This is a genomic window from Streptomyces sp. NBC_01241 (assembly GCF_041435435.1).
In the GTDB taxonomy this organism is placed as follows: Bacteria; Actinomycetota; Actinomycetes; order Streptomycetales; family Streptomycetaceae; genus Streptomyces.
Genome location: NZ_CP108494.1, coordinates 4,121,061 through 4,139,363, shown reverse-complemented (window position 1 = coordinate 4,139,363; position 18,303 = coordinate 4,121,061). Strand labels below are relative to the sequence as shown.

Genomic DNA, 18,303 nt, shown 5'->3' with positions numbered 1-18,303 from the left:
AGTTTCGGCACGGTACGGAGGTCATGGGCCGAGCTTAACGGAGCCGAACTCCGCCCACACGACCTTTCCGGGCCCGCGCCGCGCCCCGTACCCCCAGCGGTCCGCCAGCGCGCCCACTGACCCGCTTCAGCTCTGGGCCATCGTGGACGAAGCCGCGGTGCGACGCCTCGTGGGCGGACGCGATGGTGAAGCCGGGCTCGAACCGCTCGGTGCGCTGCCCGTCACGCCAGTGAGCGAAGCCGTTCATGCCGTCCCCGCCCAGCAGGACACTGAAGGTCTCCGTGCCGTAGGACAGCGCGGACAGGGGGCCTGGCATCATGCCCATGACCCCGCAGTCCTCAAAGCAGAACGACCAGTCGCCCAGCGCCCCGGCACGCAGAACTGATCCCTCCGGCAGGCTGCTGTCGTACAGATGGGCGGCTTGCTGTCGGGTGAGGAACTGGGCAGTTCGGCGTCAGCCCCGTACCGGGCGCGACGATGTCGACGCTGTACTTCTCGGTGTCGAGGACGCGCTCGTTCGTCACGAACGCGCCGTACTTGCCGCCGGCGGACTCGTTGGCGTCCAGGCCCGGTGGCCCACCGGCCGAGCGGTGGTGCATCGACGGGCGTGGCCGACCTGTCCCGGAGCTGCTGGTCACCAGCGGTACAACGGCCACAGGAACCACACATGCTTTCTTCACGTCTAGGACGGCATCCAAGGCCACAGCGGTACCGACTCCGCCGACTCCGCCGGCTTCGATGTCGCCATCCCCGTCCAGGACCGCTACCGCACCCACTCCCAGCCCCGGTCTCTCGAAGGAAGAGCAGAAGGTCGTCTCGCGGTGCGGTCAGCAGTCAGCAGTAGGCAAGCCGTGAGGGGCTCTGTCACACGATGAGCAGTGCTACGAACACGTCGGCGCACCACACATCCACGGTCGGCGCGCCGAGCCGCCGCAACACCGAGCTCGCGCTGCTGGTGTTCGCCGTCGTCATCCCGGTGTTGGCCTACGTCAACGTGGGCCTGGCCATCAACAACCAAGTGCCGTCCGGCCTGCTGAGCTACGGCCTGGGCCTGGGCCTGCTGGCCGGGGTCGCTCATCTCGTCGTACGGAAGTCCGCACCGTACGCGGACCCGCTGCTGCTGCCGCTGGCCACGCTGCTGAACGGACTCGGCCTGGTCCTCATCTGGCGGCTGGACCAGTCCGAGCTGCTGCAGTCGATCAAGCAGGCGGGAACAGCCACGCCACGGCAGCTGATGTACACGGCGATGGGCATCGCGCTGTTCGTCCTGGTGCTGATGTTCCTCAAGGACCACCGTGTCCTACAGCGCTACACCTACATATCCATGGTGGGTGCGCTGTTTCTGCTGCTGCTTCCGCTGGTCCCGGGCCTTGGCGCCGACATATACGGCGCCAAGATCTGGATCCACGTCGGCAGCTTCAGCATTCAGCCCGGTGAGTTCGCGAAGATCGTGCTCGCGGTCTTCTTCGCCGGCTATCTGATGGTCAAGCGCGACGCGCTGGCCCTGGCCAGCCGCCGCTTCATGGGCCTGTACCTGCCGCGCGGCCGTGATCTCGGCCCGATCCTGGTCGTCTGGTTCCTCTCGATCCTGATCCTGGTCTTCGAGACCGACCTCGGCACGTCGCTGCTGTTCTTCGGAATGTTCATCATCATGCTGTACGCCGCCACCGAGCGGACCAGCTGGATGGTCTTCGGTCTGCTGATGTCCGCGGTCGGCGCCGTCGGCGTCGCTTCCTTCGAGCCGCACGTCCAGCAACGTGTCCAGGCCTGGCTCGACCCCATGCGCGAATACCTGCTCAGCCGCCAGGGCGTGGACGGTCACTCCGAGCAGTCGATGCAGGCGCTGTGGGCGTTCGGCTCCGGCGGCACCCTCGGCACCGGCCTCGGCCAGGGCCGCTCCGACCTCATCCGGTTTGCTGCCAACTCCGACTTCGTCCTCGCCACCTTCGGCGAGGAACTGGGCCTGACGGGCATCATGGCGATCCTGCTGATCTACGGCCTGATCGTGGAGCGCGGCATACGCACCGCCCTCGCGGCCCGCGACCCGTTCGGCAAGCTGCTCGCCATCGGCCTGTCGGGCGCGTTCGCGCTGCAGGTCTTCGTCGTCGCCGGGGGTGTGACGGGCCTGATCCCGCTGACCGGTATGACGATGCCGTTCCTGGCGTACGGCGGTTCCTCCGTCATCGCCAACTGGGCCCTTGTCGGCATCCTGATCCGCATCAGCGACACCGCACGCCGTTCCACCCCCAACCCCGACGCCGACGGCTGATTCAGAACCGAAAAGAAACCCAGCATGCCGTGCCGCGCTCCTTCCAGTGCTCGCTCTCGCTGCCCTCGCCTCACGGCCCGCCTCCGTCCGACAGGGGCGCACCCGGCCTCCGCGGCGTGTCCAGGGTATGCACTGCCCCGGCCCGCCCCGCCGGTGCGGAATAGGTCAGGGGGGCGTTCCGTTGTAGGGTGTGTTCACATAGTTCAACGTTCAACAAAAACGGAGGCGGGCGCCATGGAGTTCGGGATCTTCACCGTCGGAGACGTCACCACCGACCCGACGACCGGCAGGACACCGAGCGAGCACGAGCGGATCAAGGCCACCATCGCCATCGCGCAGAAGGCGGAGGAGGTCGGTCTGGACGTCTTCGCGACCGGCGAGCACCACAACCCGCCGTTCGTCCCGTCCTCCCCGACGACCACGCTCGGCTACATCGCCGCCCGCACCGACCACATCACCCTGTCCACGTCCACGACGCTCATCACCACCAACGACCCGGTGAAGATCGCCGAGGACTACGCGACGCTCCAGCACCTCGCGGACGGCCGCGTCGACCTGATGATGGGACGCGGCAACACCGGCCCGGTCTACCCCTGGTTCGGCAAGGACATCCGCCAGGGCATCCCGCTCGCCATCGAGAACTACGCCCTGCTGCACAAGCTGTGGCGCGAGGACGTCGTGGACTGGGAGGGCAAGTTCCGTACGCCGCTCCAGTCCTTCACCGCGACCCCCCGCCCCCTGGACGGCGTCCCGCCGTTCGTCTGGCACGGCTCGATCCGCTCCCCGGAGATCGCCGAGCAGGCCGCGTACTACGGCGACGGCTTCTTCCACAACAACATCTTCTGGCCCATCGAGCACACCAGGAAGATGGTCAACCTCTACCGGCAGCGGTACGCGCACTACGGGCACGGAACCGCCGAGCAGGCCATCGTCGGCCTCGGTGGCCAGGTGTTCATGCGGAAGAACTCGCAGGACGCGGTACGGGAGTTCCGCCCGTACTTCGACAACGCGCCGGTCTACGGACACGGGCCCTCGATGGAGGACTTCACGCAGCAGACCCCGCTGACCGTCGGCTCGCCGCAGGAAGTCATCGAGCGGACCCTGTCCTTCCGGGACGCCGTCGGCGACTACCAGCGCCAGCTGTTCCTGATGGACCACGCGGGACTGCCGCTGAAGACGGTCCTGGAGCAGCTCGACATCCTCGGCGAGGAGGTCGTCCCGGTGCTGCGCAAGGAGTTCGCCAACCTGCGGCCGGCCGGAGTCCCGGACTCCGCCCCCGTGCACCCGGCCGTCGCCGCCGCCCGTACGGCCACGAAGGAGATCTGATCGCCGTGTCCACCACGTCCACCGTGTTCGCCACCGAACCCCTGCGGATCGTCGCCGTATCGGCCGGGCTCTCCAGCCCCTCCTCGACCCGGCTGCTGGCCGAGCGGCTGGCCGGCGCCGCCCGCGAACGCCTGCTGGCCGAACAGGACCGCACGGTCGAGGTCCGGGTGATCGAGCTGCGCGACCTGGCCGTCGACATCGCCAACCACCTGGTGGCCGGGTTCCCGCCGAGCGCCCTGGAGCAGGCGATCAAGGAGGTGGCGGAGGCGGACGGACTGATCGCCGTCTCGCCCGTCTTCACCGCCTCGTACAGCGGACTGTTCAAGTCGTTCTTCGATCTGATCGACAACACGGCGCTGACCGGCAAGCCCGTCGTCATCGCGGCGACGGGCGGCACCGCCCGCCACTCGCTCGTCCTGGAACACGCGATGCGCCCGCTCTTCGCGTACCTGCGGGCCACCGTCGTACCGACCTCCGTGTACGCGGCGTCGGAGGACTGGGGCTCGTCCGGCGACGAGTACACCGACGGCCTGCCGTCCCGCATCCGGCGCGCGGGCGGCGAGCTCGCCGCCATGATCGCGGGTGGCCGGGCGGTCTCCGGGGCGCCGAGGACGCTCGGGCTCGACGACGAGGTCGTGCCGTTCGAGCAGCAGCTCGCCGATCTGCGGCTCGACTGAGTGGTCATGGCCGAGTGGTCATGGCCGAGCGGTCACGACGGAGGGGTCACGGCCGAGTGGGCCCGCCCAGGTGGCCCCGCCGCCTCAAACCCTGTCCGGTTTGATTAGAGTTGGAATGAAAGACGCGTCGTGCGGGGATTTCTCGCACGACGCCTCTGCGCACTGAGCCGAACCGAGCTGGAGGCAGAGATGGGCAGGATCGTGGTGGGCGTTGACGGCTCCGAGTCGTCGATCAAGGCGCTGCACTGGGCCGTACGCCAGGCGGAACTGACCGGCGACACCGTGGAGGCCGTGAACAGCTGGGAGTACCCCGCGACGAGCTGGGCGTCCATGATGCCGGGCATGCCGGAGGACTTCGACCCGCAGGCCGTCGCGACCGTGGCCCTCACCGAATCGCTGGAGGAGGCCCTGGGCGCCGAGGGCGCGGCCGAGGTCAGCAAGATCGTGGTCATCGGCAACCCGGCCCAGTCCCTGCTGGAACGCGCCAAGGGCGCGAACCTGCTGGTCGTCGGGGCGCGCGGCTACAGCGGCTTCAAGGCGACGCTGCTCGGCTCGGTCAGCCTCCACGTCACTCAGCACGCACCATGCCCGGTGACGGTCGTACGCGACTGAGCGCGACAGAAGGACATGAGGACGGGCCCGCGCCGAGCGCGGGCCCGTCCTCATGTCCCGATGCGCCGGGAGCGCGCTCACGTCCGCTCGTGCGTGTAGAAGATGTAGAACGTCGTGATGAACATCCCGAGGCCGACCGCCAGTCCCAGCGCCGAGGACCGCAGCACACTCGAACCGGTCACCCCGACCAGCAGGCCGATCGCCGCGGCCGTCAGCGCGCCGTACGCAAACCCCCGCACCAGGGGCAGCAGGGTGTGCTGGATCCGGCCCAGCGCGAAGCACAGGACGGCGAGCACCACCGCGGTGATCAGGCCGTACCAGAACTGCCGGCCGCCGCTCGCGCCGTGGTTGCGGAGGATGAACGACATGTAGAGGCCGTACGCCGCACCCAGCGTGACGGGAATGGCCCAGGTGGTCGCGCTGTGCTGACGTGTACGTGACCGTCTCCGGGCCCGTCCGCGTGTCGGCATCGCTGCATGAGTGGCCATGGCGGAGAACTCCTTCCGTCGCCCTCTTCGTCCCTCCAGAGCACACCCCGCCGCGCCGCCCGGCAACTCGGATGGCGTACGGCCCGCAGCGCACCGCCTCCGTACGGGATTCCCTGGAGGGATGCGGACGTATCTCTCGGCGGTCACGGCGGCGGTGGTGCTGGTGCTGCTCGCCGTGCTCGTCCCGCTGAGCGCGCTCTCCGCCTGGGTGGATCTGGAGATCGACAACACGGACCGTTACGTGGCCGCGGTCGCCCCGCTCGCCGCCGACCCGCATGTGCAGAGCACCGTCGGCGACCTCATCACCGATGCGACGATGCAGCAGATCGACGCCGGTCCGCTCCAGAGCACCGTGCGGGACTTCCTCCACCAGGCGGTCATGTCCTTCACCACCACGGACGCCTTCCGGGCCGCGTGGAACACCGCCAACCACACCGCCCACGAGGCCGTCACCGCTGCCCTGAACGGCAACACCGGCCAGGCCGTGACCATCGACCTGGCACCCGTCACCCAACAGGTCAAACGGAATCTGGAGGGGAACGGGGTGCCGTTCGCCGACCGGATTCCGGTCCAGCACACCGACATCACGCTCATCTCCGCCGACCGCGCCGACCAGCTGCGCGAGACCTTCCGGTGGCTGCGCGCCGCCAGTATCTGGCCCGCCGTGGGCACGGTCGTGTTCGCCGCCCTGACCGTGCTCGTGGCGTGGGCGCGCGGTGGTCCGGGGCGCGGGCGCTCCGGGCGCGCCGCGCTCTCGGCGGCGGCGGTGGCCGGGGCCGGTTTCGCGCTCGGGGCGCTCGTGCTGCGTGCGGTGATCGCGGTCGCCCGCGACCGGGTGCTCGCCGAGGTGCCGGACAGCGAGACGGGCGCCGCGGCGGCGGTGTACGACGCGCTCACGGGCTCCCTGCGCACGACGGCATGGATCGTGTTCGGGACGGGGCTGGCGGTGGCGGTGTGCGCGGTGCTCGGGAAGCGGTGGGCGGCGCGGCGGCGGACGGTTCCGTAGCAGGCCCGGTTCGACGTGCGGCGGCGGGCGCGCCGGGGAAGAGTGGTTCTCGTGACTGCCGGATCGGGGGCGACTGAGAGGTCTTCCGTATGCGAGCCATAGCCGTCAGCACGTTCGGGGCCGAACCCGCACTGGTGGAGCTGCCCAAGCCCGAGCCGGGAGCCGGGGAGGTCAGGGTCAGGATCGAGTACGCCGCACTCAACCCGTGCGACTGGCAGGCCGCCCGGGGCTCACCGGACGCCGGACCCGCCCCGCGCGTGTTCCCGCTGGTCGTCGGCGTGGACTTCGCGGGCCGGGTGGACATGATCGGCTGCGGCGCGAACCGCTTCCGGGTCGGCGACCAGGTCTTCGGCCGGATCGGCGACGCCCAGGATTCCGGCCGGGCCGGCGACCGGGTCTTCGCCCGGGCCGGGGGGCCGGCGGCCCGCGCCGGTACCTACTGCGAGTTCGTGTCCGTCCCGCAGGACTCCGCCATCACCTTCGTGCCGGCCGGCCTCTCCCTCCGTACCGCGGCCGCCCTGCCGTCCGCCGGGATGACGGCCGCCCAGATCCTGGAGGCCGTGGTGCTCCGCGGCCACGAGAGCCTGTTGGTCATCGGGGCGGCGGGCGGTGTCGGCAGCTGTCTGACCCAGCTCGCCTCGGCCCGCGACGTGCGCGTGATCGCGGCCGTGCACGGCGACGAGCACCAGCGGATGGCGGCCCTGGGCGCCACCGTCACGATCGACACGACGGAACGACCCCTCGAAGCGGCAGTACGGGAGAGCTGCCCGGACGGTGTCGACGCACTGGTCGACCTGGTCTCCACCACCCCCGACGCCTTCGCCGCCCGTGCCGCGCCGGTACGCGCCGGCGGGATCGCCCTCACCACGCGGGGCGTCGCCGCCGGGGCCGCGCTCCCCGCGGACGTGACCGGCATCGACTTCCGGCTCGAACCCAGCCCGGTCCTGCTCGACGTCCTGGCCGCGGGCGCCGCCGAAGGCGTACTGCGCGTGCCGATCGACATCGAACTCCCGCTGGAGAAGGCCCCGCAGGCCCTCGACCGGAACCGTACGGGCGGCGCACGCGGCAAGACCGTCATCGCGCTCTGAACCCGGACCACGCGCCGCGCAGACCCGAAGGAGACGCAGACCCGAAGGAGACGCGACCCGAAGGAGACGCAGACCCGAAGGAGACACCATGGACGACCGGGAACGCGACATCGAGCACGACATCATCGACAACATCGGCGGACTCATCGCCGAGGAACGGGACCTGCGCAACCGCTCCACCGGGGAATCGGGCCTCAGCGAGGACGAGAGATCCCGCCTGCGTACGGTGGAGGTCAGGCTCGACCAGTGCTGGGACCTGCTGCGCCAGCGGCGCGCTCTCAGGGAGTTCGGCGAGGACCCGTCCGCGGCGACGGTACGGCCGGCCGACGAGGTCGAGGGCTACCGGGGCTGAACGCACCACACAGGGGGACGCATTGACCGACACGGAGGCCGGACCCGGACGCAGGCGTGCCGCACCGCCCCCCTGGCTGCTGAGCGGACTCCGTCCCCAGCCGGCCACGCCCATTCCCTGGGCCGCGGTCGTCCGCGCCTCCCTCGCCCTGGCCGGCCCGCTGGCCGTCGGCTTCGCCCTGGACCGGCCGGTGTACGGCGCGCTCGTCTCCATGGGGGCGCTCTCCGGCGTCATCGGCGACACCGCCGACGCGTACCGGATGCGCATCCTCAACATCGCCGTACCGCAGCTCTTCGGCGCGCTCGGCATCATGCTGGGCACGCTGGTGTTCGGGACCGGCTGGACGGCCGTCGCCGCGCTGACGCTGGTCGCTCTGGTCTCCGGCATGATGTCGACGATCGGCGCCGTCGCCTCCGTGTCCGGGCTGCTGCTCCTGCTCAACGCGGTGGTCGGCGCGGGGCTCCCGATGCCGAAGCCCTGGTGGGTGGCGCCGCTACTGCTGACGGTCGGCGGCCTGTTCGTCCTCACCATGACGCTGCTGGCGTGGCCGCTGCGGCGCAAACTGCCGGAACGGGTCGCGGTCGCCGACACCTACCTCGCGGTCGCCGACCTGCTCGCCGCCGCGGGCACCGACTCGTACGAGGAGCAGCGGCACGCCGTCACCCAGTCCCTCAACACCTCCTACGACCTGATCCTGGCCCGCCGAGCCCGCTACCACGGCCGCAGCAACGCCATGGTGCGGCTGCTCGCCCAGCTCAACGTCGTCATCCCGCTCGTCGAGGCGGCGCCCGCCGTACACGTCCGGCGGCGCCCGCTCCCGGACGAGATCCCGGCGGCGGTACGCGAACTCGCCGCCGCCGTCGAGGAGAGCCGCACCGGCGACGCCGAACTCACCCTGCCCGCCCCGGACTCACCCGCCACCCGGGCGGTGGACATTGCGCTGCGGCACGCGGCCGCCGTCGTGCACAAGGCCGACCCCGACCCGTACAACGTCGACGACCGGCTCGGCCGCCCCGCCGCGCTCGGGGTACGGATCCGGCGGACGGCGCGCGACGTGCTGCTCTCCGGGCCCTCGTGGCGGTACGGGCTGCGCCTGGCCCTCTGCATCGGCCTGGCGCAGGCGCTGACCTCCCTGATCCCGGTGCCCCGCTCCTACTGGGTCGCGCTGACCGTCACGTTCGTCCTGAAGCCGGACTTCGGCTCGGTGTTCTCGCGGGCCGTGCTGCGCTCGGTGGGCACCGCGGCCGGTCTCGTGATCGCTGCGCCGATCCTCGCCGCGGTGCCGATCGGCTGGTGGGACGTGCCGGTGATGGTGGTGCTCGCCGCCCTGATCCCGGCGTTCACGGCGAAGGGGTACGCGTTCCAGACCGCGGCCATCACCCCGGTCATCCTGCTCCTGTCCGACCTGCTGAACCACCAGGGCTTCCACCTGGTCTGGCCGCGCTTCCTGGACAGCCTGATCGGCTGCGCCATCGTGCTGGTGGCGGGCTATCTGCTGTGGCCGGAGAGCTGGCACGTCCGGATCGGCCACCGGCTCGCGGACGCGGTGACGGACATCGCCGACTACGTGGCGTACGCGTTCGAGCCGGGCGGCCCCGGCGACCGGGCGGAACGGGTGCGGGCCAGGCGTCGCATCTACCGCGACCTGTCCGTCGTACGTTCCGAGTTCCAGCGCGCCCTGACCGAACCGCCGCCGGTCGGCAGCCGGGCCGCTGCCTGGTGGCCGCTGGTCGTCGCGGTCGAACGCATCGTGGACGCGACGACGGCGGCCCGGGTCCGCGTCGACCACGGAGCACCGGAACCGCCCGCCGCGGAAGTGGCCGGGATCCAGCAGCAGCTGCGGGAACTGGCCGAGGGGATACGCGCGAGCGAGACCCTGGTCGGCGTACGCGCGGAACTCCCGGGCGACGAGGAAGGGGTACTGGCTCCGCTGCGCCAGGAGGTGGCGGCGGCGCGGGCGATCGCGTCACCGCAGCCGTAGCCGTGCCGTAGTCGCAGCCATGGCCGTGGCCGCGGCCCGCGCGTTCCTCGTCAGGGGGTGGGCCCGGCCCCCCGCAGGCGCTCCATCTCCCGCCGGTCCCGCTTCGTGGGACGCCCCGCGCCCCGGTCCCGTACCGGAACCTGGATCGCCGCCTCGCGCGGCGGCGGGGGCGGGCTGTTGTCGACGAAGCACTCCGCCGCCACCGGAGGGCCGACCCTCTTCTTGACCAGCTTCGACACGACGACGATCCGGTCCCGGCCCGCGTGCCGGAGCCGTACCTCGTCGCCGACGTGCAACGCCTGGGCGGGCTTGGCGCGCTCACCGGCGACCTTCACATGACCCGCGCGGCAGGCGGCAGCGGCCTGCGAACGGGTCTTCGTCAGCCGGACCGACCAGATCCAGACGTCGACCCGAACGCTGCCCTCCGCCTGCGGCGCCTCACCGGAAACCATGCAGCCGACTCTAGTGCGGCGCGGGCCCCGGGTCAGGTCCGGTGGGCGAGGACTCGGTACCCGGTGGAGGGTCGGCCACGGCCGGCGCTGCGGAGGGCGGGGCAGCCGCCTGGGCGGCGGCTGTGCCGACTGCCGGAACGAGGCCGGAAAGCATCGCCCCTGCCACCAGGGCACAGGCCGCGAACCGTGTTCTGCGAGAGCGTTTTCCCACGTGGGAGCCCTTCTTGACGGTACATGCGGATAAAACGGGCAACGGTGCGCCTGACGGTTCGTCAGATGTGCGTCCGCTCACGCCAACGAGACAACTCGGGACCAGGTGGGCACATTTGAACGACGTACATCAGGTCGGCACGGCATGCGCACAGGACTCGGTCGGAACTCGGTTGCGGCTCAGTTGTCCCACGGGCGGGCCGCACCGCCGAACGGCCGGATCCGGCCGCTAACCTTACGTATCCGCCCTGGCCAGGGATGAATCCCGCAGGTCGGACATTTATCGCACCCAACTCACGCGAAAGGCCTCGCCCATGGGCATTCGGAGCTTGCTGCGCAAGGTGTTCGGCCGCGACCGCGCGGAGCAGGACGCGCCGGCGCCGACGGCCACGGTCCCGCCCCAGACCGAACGCACCGCGCCCGCGGAGTCGGAGCCGGTCACGACGACGGTGGACGAGCCCGCCAAGGAATCCGCCCCGGTGCGCGAAACCGCCCCGGCCATCAAGGCCTCGGTGCCGGCCCCCACCTCGCCCCGGTCCGCCACCGGCGACAGCGGTCTGGCATCGGACCTGGTGGCGGCGGCCTTTGACAAGGCGTCCCTGTCCACGGTCCCCTCCCAGGGCTCGGCTCCGAAGCCGAAGCCGAAGCCGGCGGAGGCCGAGGCCACGGAGCCGGTGGCCGCACCCACCACTGAGACCGAGCCGGAGCCGGTGGCTGCGGAGGCCACCGAGACCGGGGCCGAGCCGGAGCCGGTGGCTGCGGAGGTCACCGAGACCGGGGCCGAGCCGGTCGCGGAGCCGGAGTCCACGGCCGTCGCCGAGGCCGACGTTGCCGTCGAGGACGAGCCGGAGGCCGAGCCCGTCAAGGCCGAGGCCCCGGAGGAGGCCCCGGCCGAGCCCAAGGCCGCTGCCGCCACCGAGACCGAGACCGGGACCGAGCCCGCTACCGCTGAGGTCGAGCCTGTCGCCGTTGTCGCCGAGCCGGAGCCCGCCACCACCGAGGCCGAGCCCGTCGCTCCCGTCGCCGAGCCCGAACCCGCCACGGCGGAGGCCCCCGCCGAGCCGGAGACCGCAACCGCACCCGCACCCGAGACCGAGCCGGAGCCGGAGCCGGTCACCGCTGCAGTACCCGCCCCCGAGCCTGAGCCGGAGGCCGCACCCGCCCCCGAGACCGAGCCGGAGCCGGTCACCGCTGCCGCACCCGCCCCCGAGCCTGAGCCGGAGGCCGCCCCCGCCCCCGTCCCTGCCCCTGAGCCCGAGCCGGAGGCCACGTCGGCCCCCGCCCCGGCGTCCGAAGCGACCCCCGCCTCCGACGCAGCCCAGCCCGCCCTCCCCCTCGCCCGGGTCAAGTCCAGTGCGCCCGGGCTCGTCGAGCCGTACACGGCGGCCCGGGCCGCGCTGGAGGCGCACGGGCTGACCGGGCTGCGCGCCACCGTCTACCTGGTCTTCGACCGCTCCGGCTCCATGCGGCCGTTCTACAAGGACGGCAGCGCCCAGCACCTGGGCGACCGCACCGTGGCCCTCGCCGCGCACCTGGACGAGAGCGCCACCGTCCCCGTCGTCTTCTTCTCGACCGACATCGACGGCACCGGCACGGTCGACCTCGCCGCCCACGAGGGCCGGATCGACGAACTGAACGCGGGCCTGGGCCGCCTCGGCCGTACGAACTACCACCGCGCCGTCGAAGAGGTCGTCGCGCACTACGAGAAGTCGGAGGCGACCGGCCCCGCGCTGGTGATCTTCCAGACGGACGGCCCGCCGGACGCCAAGCAGCCCGCCAAGCAGGCGCTGGCCGACGCGGCGCGGCTGCCGCTGTTCTTCCAGTTCGTCGCGTTCGGCGACGAGGACGCGAAGGGCTTCGACTTCCTGCGGAAGCTGGACGTCCCGAACGCCGGGTTCTTCCACGCGGGCCCGGCCCCCCGCGAGGTCGCGGACGCCACGTTCTACCGCGAGGTCCTCGCCGCCCTCCCCGCCTGGGTCGCGGCGCGCGAAGCGGCGCCCGAAGGCTGATCCACCGGCAGGCGTACGGTCACGGCGAGCCCACCCACGGGGCCCGGCACCGCCGTGACCGTACCGCCGTGCGCCACCGCAATAGAACGCACGATCGAGAGTCCGAGTCCCGACCCCCGTCCCATCCGGTCCTTGCCCTCGCCCCGCCGGAACGGCTCGAACAGCCCGGGGATGTCCGCCGCGTCGACCAGGGGCCCGGTGTTGCGCACCTCCAGCAGCGCCTCGCCGCCGACCGTCACCAGGGACACGTCCACCGTCCCGTCGGGCACGTTGTACGTGACGCCGTTGGCCAGCAGATTCGCCACCAGCTGGGCGAGCAGCAGCCGGTTCCCGCGTACCGCGCACGGTCCGGCGTCGACGTTCACACCCGGGTGCCGCGCCGCCTCCTCCGCCACCACCTGCGCGAGGTCCACCGCGTCCCGCTCGCCCGTCGCGAGTCCGCGTTCGCTGTGCGCCAGGACCAACAGCCCCTCGATGAGCCGCTCGCTGCGCCGGTTGTTGTCCAGGAGCGTCTGCCGGGTCCGCACGAGATCCTCCTGGGACGGGTCGTCCAGACCGATCTGGATCGCGGCCCGCTGGGTGGCGAGGGGGGTGCGCAGTTCGTGCGAGGCGTTGGCGATGAACCGGCGCTGGCTGTCGAACGCCTTCTCCAGCCGGGCCAGCAGCGCGTCGAGCGTGTCGCCGAGCTCCTTCAGCTCGTCGTCGGGGCCGGTGGATGCGATCCGTTCGTGCAGGGTGTGCTCGGAGAGCCGGCGCGCCTTCGCGGTCATGGCGTGGACGGGCCGCAGGACCCGCCCCGCGGTCCACCACCCCACCGCGACCGCGCAGGCCGTCATGACGAGCAGCGCGGCCACGGACCAGATGAGCAGCTGATGACCGGCCGCGTCGCTGACGTGGTCGGTGAGGTCGTAGACGGTGGGCGGGCCGAGAGTCCGCCGGGTGACGAGGGGACCGTTCACCGCGTAGCCGGGCTGGACGACCGCGGCGGTGCGGGCGATGGCGCGCGCCTGGGAGTCCGTACCGGCGCGGGAGGCGAGGTTGACGGTGGCGAGCAGCGCCGTCCCGAGCACCAGGAACACCCCGCCGTACACGAGCGCGATCCGCGTCCGGATCGTGGAGTGCTGGACGTGCGGGACACGCGCGGCGCGCAGGACGATGCGCGGGAGGCGTGACGGGCGCTTCACAGGGCGTACCCCACGCCCTGCACGGTACGGATCAGGGCCGGTTCGCCGAGTTTGCCCCGCAGCTTGCTCATGCAGACGCGTACGGCGCCGGTGAACGGATCGGCGTTGGCGTCCCAGGCCCGCTCCAGCAGCTCCTCCGCGCTGACGGTCCCGCCGTCCGCCTCCAGCAGTAGCTGGAGCACCGAGAACTCCTTCGGCGAGAGGTCGAGCTCCCGCCCCTCCCGGGAAGCGGTGCGCCGCACGCTGTCGAGCCGGATGCCGTGCCGCTCCAGCTGCGGCGGTACGGGGCGGGCGCTGCGCCGCCGCAGCGCCCGTACCCGCGACACCAGCTCGGGGAACTCGAACGGCTTGCCCAGATAGTCGTCGGCGCCGAGATCGAGCCCGGCGACCCGGTCCTCCATGGAACCGGCGGCGGTGAGCATCAGGATCCTGGTCCGGGAGCCGGAAGCGACCAGCCCGCGCGCCACGTCGTCACCGTGCACCCGTGGCAGATCGCGGTCGAGGACGACGACGTCGTAGTCGTGCAGCCCCAGGTAGGCGAGGGCGGCGTCGCCGCTGTACACCGTGTCGACGGCGAACCCCGCACGCCGCAGCCCGGTGGCGACCAGCTCCGCCAGCATCTCCTCGTCCTCGGCGACCAGTACCCGCATCGTGATGTCCCCTGCCTCGTGCATGCGCGTCCACTCTCTCCCAGGATGCGTCTTTGTTACGGGAAAGCATGTTTCGCAAAGGTCTCCGCACAGCCTGTCACCGGGCTCCGGCGAAGGACCTGGCGGAACTGCTGGGCCAGGTTCCGGACCACCATGGCGTGGACCGGCCGTCGGTGGCCCGCTCGGTGACCCCGCCGCCCTCGGCGGACCCCCCGGCGGAGTTGCTGGACATGATCGCCTTCTCCGTCCACGCCGAGGACCCCTTCGGCCCCGGGCCCGAGGGCGGCCGACCCTGATCGGGGTGAGTGGATCTTCCGCAGGCCGTTAGGATTTCGACCATGGCGGCCACTGGATCCGAGAAGCAGGGGGCGACGGCGTACTACGTCTCGACCCCCATTTACTACGTCAACGACGCTCCTCACCTGGGCCACGCCTACACGACCGTCGCAGGCGACGTGCTCACGCGCTGGCACCGCCAGCGCGGCGAGAAGGTGTGGTACCTCACCGGCACGGACGAGCACGGTCAGAAGATCATGCGCACTGCCGAGGCGAACAACGTCACCCCGCAGGAGTGGTGCGACAAGCTCGTGGAGGAGGCCTGGAAGCCCCTCTGGGAGCACCTGAACATCGCGAACGACGACTTCATCCGTACGACGGAGAAGCGGCACACCGACCGGGTGCAGGAGTTCGTGCAGGACCTGTACGACAAGGGCGAGATCTACAAGGGCGGCTACGAGGGCCCGTACTGCGTGGGCTGCGAGGAGTACAAGCTCCCCGGCGACCTCATCGAGGACGAGAACGGCGTCAAGCTGTGCCCGATCCACAAGACGCCGGTGGAGATCCTCAAGGAGGAGAACTACTTCTTCAAGCTGAGCGCCTACGGCCCGAAGCTGATGGAGTTCTACGCCAACAACCCCGGCTTCATCCAGCCCGAGTCCGCCCGCAACGAGGTCGTGAACTTCGTCAAGCAGGGCCTGCAGGACCTCTCCATCTCCCGCTCGACCTTCGACTGGGGCGTCCCGGTGCCGTGGGACGAGAAGCACGTCATCTACGTGTGGGTCGACGCCCTGCTGAACTACGCCACGGCGGTCGGCTACGGCGCCAACCAGGAGAAGTTCGACGGAACGTTCCCGGCCGACGTGCACCTGGTCGGCAAGGACATCCTGCGCTTCCACGCGGTGATCTGGCCCGCGATGCTGATGGCGCAGGGCCTGCCGCTGCCGGGCCGGGTCGCGGCCAACGGCTGGCTGATGGTCGGCGGCGAGAAGATGTCGAAGTCGAACCTGACCGGCATCAAGCCGCAGGACCTGACCTCGCACTTCGGCGTGGACGCGTACCGCTGGTACTTCCTGCGCGCCATTGCCTTCGGCAGCGACGGCTCGTTCTCCTGGGAGGACTTCTCCGCCCGCTACACCTCCGAGCTCGCCAACGACTACGGCAACCTCGCCTCGCGCGTCGCCGCCATGGTCGGCAAGTACTTCGGCGGGGCGCTCCCCGAGGCCACGGCCGCGGGTGACGCCGAGAAGGCGGTCCAGGAGGGGCTGGCGAAGGCCGTCGCGACGGCCGACGAGAAGATCGGCGAGGAGCTGGACTTCCAGGCCGGCATCCTGGCGGTCTTCGACTTCGTGAAGCAGGTCAACGGCTACATCACGGAGCAGGAGCCCTGGAAGGTCGCCAAGGACACGTCCCCCGAGGGCCAGGCCCGCCTCGCGACGATCCTGTACACGGCCGCCGAGTCGCTGCGCGGCGTCGCGGTCCTGCTGAACGCCGTGATGCCGGAGACCTCGCAGAAGCTCTGGGACTCCCTCGGCGCCGAGCCGTCCCTGGGCGCGCTGTCCGACCAGCGCGTACAGGACGCGGGCACCTGGGGCCGGCTCCCGGTGGGCTCGACGGTGACGAAGGGCGCGGTGCTGTTCCCCCGCCTGGAGGAGAAGCCGGCGTAAGCACGTACCCACGGCGAGGGTCCGGGATGCGTACAGGCGCCCGGCCGGGGTTTCCCGGCCGGGCGTTCTGTCGTCGAGGTACCGGACCGGGCCGTCGTGAGCACAACGGTCGGTCGGGCCGGGCCGCGGTGCGACGGATCAGGGCGCGGGCGTCACCGGCGTGGCCTCCCAGACGAACCCGTCCGGGTCGGTGAAGGACCCGGCATCGCTGCCCAGCACGAGCCGATGCGAGCCGCTGCCGTCGACGGGGACACCGGCGTCCTTGGCGAGGGCACGGCGCCCGTACAGGGCCAGCTTGACGGAACTCGCCGGCGAGGCGAACTCGACGTACTTGCTCCCGAAGCTCTTCGCCACGGTGAGGCCGCGGTCGACGTAGAACCGCTTGCTCGCGGCCACGTCCGTGGCCCCCAGCAGAACCACGGTCTGCTCGATCCGCCCGGTGGCCGGGCCGGTGTCCTTCTTCGCGGAGGTCGCGACTTTCCAGATCGTCCCGTCCGGAGCCTGTACGACGCCGCCGTAGCCCCAGAACGACTTCGAGACAGGCTTCAGTGAAGTGGCACCGGCGTCGAGCGCGGCACCGATGAAGCCGGTGACGTCGGCAGGCCGGGGCACCGTGAGCGACAGCGTGAACCCACGGAACCCGGTCGTCGGTGCCTCCGAGGCTCGCAGGTGCACCTGAGCACCCGGACCGAAGGCGGTGCAGAAGCGGTCGGCGGCCGTGGGATCGGCCACCTCAAGGGTGATGGACTCGATGGAGGTCATAGTGGTCAAGCTAGTTACGGCTCGTCGCCCGCGCTTCTCGATTCCTGACCGGTCTGGTCACCTGTTTGGCCACGCACGACGGCATCCCCGCCGCACCGCTCGCCTCCCGGCGCCGGTAGACGCTGGGAGACACACCGACCAGCTCGGTGAAGCGACTGCTGAAAGTGCCCAGTGACGAGCAGCCGACCGCGAAACAGACCTCGGTGACGCTGAGGTCGCCACGGCGCAGGAGCGCCATCGCGCGTTCGACGCGCCGCGTCATCAGATAGGCGTACGGCGACTCACCGTAGGCCAGCCGGAACTGGCGACTGAGGTGTCCGGCCGACATGTTCGCGCCGCGGGCGAGCGCCTCGACGTCCAACGGCTGCTCGTACTCCCGGTCGATCCGATCGCGAACGCGGCGCAGCCGCGCGAGGTCGCTCAGGCGCTGCGCCGCGGTGAGTGCGCTCATCCAGGCAGGATGACACATGGGGGAACTCCCGTCATCGGTGTTCGTGAGCACATGGGTTGCCTCCCGAGACGGGCGGCGAGGCGGTCGTGGCACCGGCCATCGAGGCCGAACCGACTACCGGGCGCCTCAGCGCACCTCTTGGATACGGATCAGGTTGCCCGCCGGGTCGCGGAAGGCGCAGTCGCGGACGCCGTACGGCTGCTCGGTCGGCTCCTGCACGACCTCGGCGTCGCCGGCCTGCACCTTCTCGAACGTGCCGTTGAGGTCGCGGGTGGCCAGGAGGATCCAGCCGTAGGTGCCCTTGGCCATCATCTCGGCGATGGTGCGCCGCTCGTCCTCGGTGACCCCGGGGTCGGCGGCCGGTGGCGCCAGGAGGATGGAGGTGCCGGGCCGGCCGACGGGACCGACGGTGATCCAGCGCATCTTGCCTTGTCCGACATCGTTGCGGATCTCGAAGCCGAGGGTGTCGCGGTAGAAGGCCACGGCGGCGTCCGGGTCGTCGTGCGGGAGGATGGCCGTGTGAATGGTGAGGTCCATGGCCATCACGTTAGTTGCGGCCCGGTGACCGGTGCTTCTCGATTCCTGACCGGTCCGGCCACCAGCCCCGGTCGTCCGGCCCGGTCATCCGCCCCGGTCATCCGGCCCGGAGTTTCGGCGCACGAGCGGGCGAAGAGAGCCGAACTCGCCTTCCTGGCTTGGGAATCAACGGTGCTGATACGTCGCTCTGGAGGTTCTCCCGGCGTGGTCTCCCGGCGCCCCTGTTCACCGCTGCTGACCGCTCTGCAGGTCGAGTGCCAGGAGCGGCTTCCCACCGATGTAGACGAATCGGGGCCTCTGTCGGAG

At 71.1% G+C, this 18,303-nt stretch carries 19 protein-coding genes; 11 read left to right on the top strand and 8 right to left on the bottom strand.

Annotated features, from left to right (window positions below):
- Nucleotides 1–34 precede the first annotated feature (34 nt).
- Entirely contained in the window at nt 35–397 is a 363-nt protein-coding gene (locus OG306_RS18365) for a DUF6461 domain-containing protein (RefSeq protein ID WP_371666255.1), read from the bottom strand.
- Nucleotides 398–871: 474 nt separating this feature from the next.
- Here OG306_RS18365 and OG306_RS18360 point away from each other — a divergent pair, with 474 nt between their 5' ends.
- The 4 genes from OG306_RS18360 (at nt 872) to OG306_RS18345 (ending at nt 4,884) form a co-directional block, all read left to right on the top strand.
- Entirely contained in the window at nt 872–2,269 is a 1,398-nt protein-coding gene (locus tag OG306_RS18360) for an FtsW/RodA/SpoVE family cell cycle protein (RefSeq protein ID WP_266747194.1), read from the top strand.
- 234 nt (nt 2,270–2,503) lie between these two features.
- Nucleotides 2,504–3,595 carry an LLM class flavin-dependent oxidoreductase gene (locus OG306_RS18355; RefSeq protein WP_266747193.1) on the top strand — a complete coding sequence of 364 codons (1,092 nt, stop codon included), beginning with the start codon at nt 2,504–2,506 and terminating at the stop codon, nt 3,593–3,595.
- A 23-nt stretch (nt 3,596–3,618) separates the two neighbouring features.
- Nucleotides 3,619–4,272, top strand: coding sequence for an FMN reductase (locus OG306_RS18350; protein ID WP_266907676.1), 654 nt, complete (start codon nt 3,619–3,621; stop codon nt 4,270–4,272).
- A 189-nt stretch (nt 4,273–4,461) separates the two neighbouring features.
- The gene (locus tag OG306_RS18345; protein WP_266747192.1) at nt 4,462–4,884 is read left to right on the top strand and encodes a universal stress protein; all 423 of its coding nucleotides are present in this window, start codon (nt 4,462–4,464) and stop codon (nt 4,882–4,884) included.
- Nucleotides 4,885–4,961: 77 nt separating this feature from the next.
- On the opposite strand, the gene OG306_RS18340 is transcribed toward OG306_RS18345, so the two are convergent.
- Nucleotides 4,962–5,372: a hypothetical protein gene (locus tag OG306_RS18340; RefSeq protein WP_266906119.1), complete on the bottom strand. Its 411-nt coding sequence runs from the start codon at nt 5,370–5,372 to the stop codon at nt 4,962–4,964.
- Between the two features lie 121 nt (nt 5,373–5,493).
- On the opposite strand from OG306_RS18340, the gene OG306_RS18335 reads away from it, so the two are divergent.
- From OG306_RS18335 to OG306_RS18320, 4 genes are all read left to right on the top strand, one after another.
- A complete protein-coding gene (locus OG306_RS18335; RefSeq protein WP_266906121.1) occupies nt 5,494–6,378 on the top strand; it encodes a hypothetical protein in 885 nt (294 codons plus the stop codon).
- Between the two features lie 89 nt (nt 6,379–6,467).
- A complete protein-coding gene (locus tag OG306_RS18330; RefSeq protein ID WP_266906123.1) occupies nt 6,468–7,466 on the top strand; it encodes an NADP-dependent oxidoreductase in 999 nt (332 codons plus the stop codon).
- Nucleotides 7,467–7,554: 88 nt separating this feature from the next.
- Nucleotides 7,555–7,818 carry a DUF2630 family protein gene (locus tag OG306_RS18325; protein ID WP_266747188.1) on the top strand — a complete coding sequence of 88 codons (264 nt, stop codon included), beginning with the start codon at nt 7,555–7,557 and terminating at the stop codon, nt 7,816–7,818.
- A 22-nt stretch (nt 7,819–7,840) separates the two neighbouring features.
- Nucleotides 7,841–9,799, top strand: a complete 1,959-nt coding sequence (locus OG306_RS18320) for an FUSC family protein (protein WP_266906125.1) — start codon at nt 7,841–7,843, stop codon at nt 9,797–9,799.
- Nucleotides 9,800–9,849: 50 nt separating this feature from the next.
- On the opposite strand, the gene OG306_RS18315 is transcribed toward OG306_RS18320, so the two are convergent.
- Nucleotides 9,850–10,251, bottom strand: a complete 402-nt coding sequence (locus OG306_RS18315) for an RNA-binding S4 domain-containing protein (protein ID WP_266747186.1) — start codon at nt 10,249–10,251, stop codon at nt 9,850–9,852.
- 524 nt (nt 10,252–10,775) lie between these two features.
- Here OG306_RS18315 and OG306_RS18310 point away from each other — a divergent pair.
- A complete protein-coding gene (locus OG306_RS18310) occupies nt 10,776–12,470 on the top strand; it encodes a VWA domain-containing protein (RefSeq protein ID WP_371665507.1) in 1,695 nt (564 codons plus the stop codon).
- On the opposite strand, the gene OG306_RS18305 is transcribed toward OG306_RS18310, so the two are convergent.
- Both OG306_RS18305 and OG306_RS18300 read right to left on the bottom strand, forming a co-directional pair.
- A complete protein-coding gene (locus tag OG306_RS18305; protein WP_266747184.1) occupies nt 12,404–13,654 on the bottom strand; it encodes a sensor histidine kinase in 1,251 nt (416 codons plus the stop codon). The two genes, OG306_RS18310 and OG306_RS18305, sit on opposite strands and share 67 nt — an antisense overlap.
- On the bottom strand, nt 13,651–14,304 hold the full coding sequence (locus tag OG306_RS18300; protein WP_266752283.1) for a response regulator transcription factor: 654 nt from the start codon (nt 14,302–14,304) through the stop codon (nt 13,651–13,653). The genes OG306_RS18305 and OG306_RS18300 overlap by 4 nt, the downstream gene beginning before the upstream one ends.
- Before the next feature lie 68 nt (nt 14,305–14,372).
- On the opposite strand from OG306_RS18300, the gene OG306_RS18295 reads away from it, so the two are divergent.
- Nucleotides 14,373–14,600: a hypothetical protein gene (locus OG306_RS18295; RefSeq protein WP_266747183.1), complete on the top strand. Its 228-nt coding sequence runs from the start codon at nt 14,373–14,375 to the stop codon at nt 14,598–14,600.
- Nucleotides 14,601–14,642: 42 nt separating this feature from the next.
- Nucleotides 14,643–16,247 (top strand): methionine--tRNA ligase, encoded by a 1,605-nt coding sequence (gene metG, locus OG306_RS18290; RefSeq protein ID WP_266747182.1) that lies wholly within the window; start codon nt 14,643–14,645, stop codon nt 16,245–16,247.
- Between the two features lie 138 nt (nt 16,248–16,385).
- On the opposite strand, the gene OG306_RS18285 is transcribed toward metG, so the two are convergent.
- The 3 genes from OG306_RS18285 to OG306_RS18275 all read right to left on the bottom strand — a co-directional run bounded on the left by OG306_RS18285 (nt 16,386) and on the right by OG306_RS18275 (nt 17,997).
- On the bottom strand, nt 16,386–17,009 hold the full coding sequence (locus OG306_RS18285; protein ID WP_266747181.1) for a glyoxalase: 624 nt from the start codon (nt 17,007–17,009) through the stop codon (nt 16,386–16,388).
- A gap of 10 nt (nt 17,010–17,019) precedes the next feature.
- Nucleotides 17,020–17,460: a helix-turn-helix transcriptional regulator gene (locus tag OG306_RS18280; RefSeq protein WP_266747180.1), complete on the bottom strand. Its 441-nt coding sequence runs from the start codon at nt 17,458–17,460 to the stop codon at nt 17,020–17,022.
- Nucleotides 17,461–17,586: 126 nt separating this feature from the next.
- Nucleotides 17,587–17,997 (bottom strand): VOC family protein, encoded by a 411-nt coding sequence (locus OG306_RS18275; RefSeq protein WP_266747179.1) that lies wholly within the window; start codon nt 17,995–17,997, stop codon nt 17,587–17,589.
- Nucleotides 17,998–18,303 lie beyond the last annotated feature (306 nt).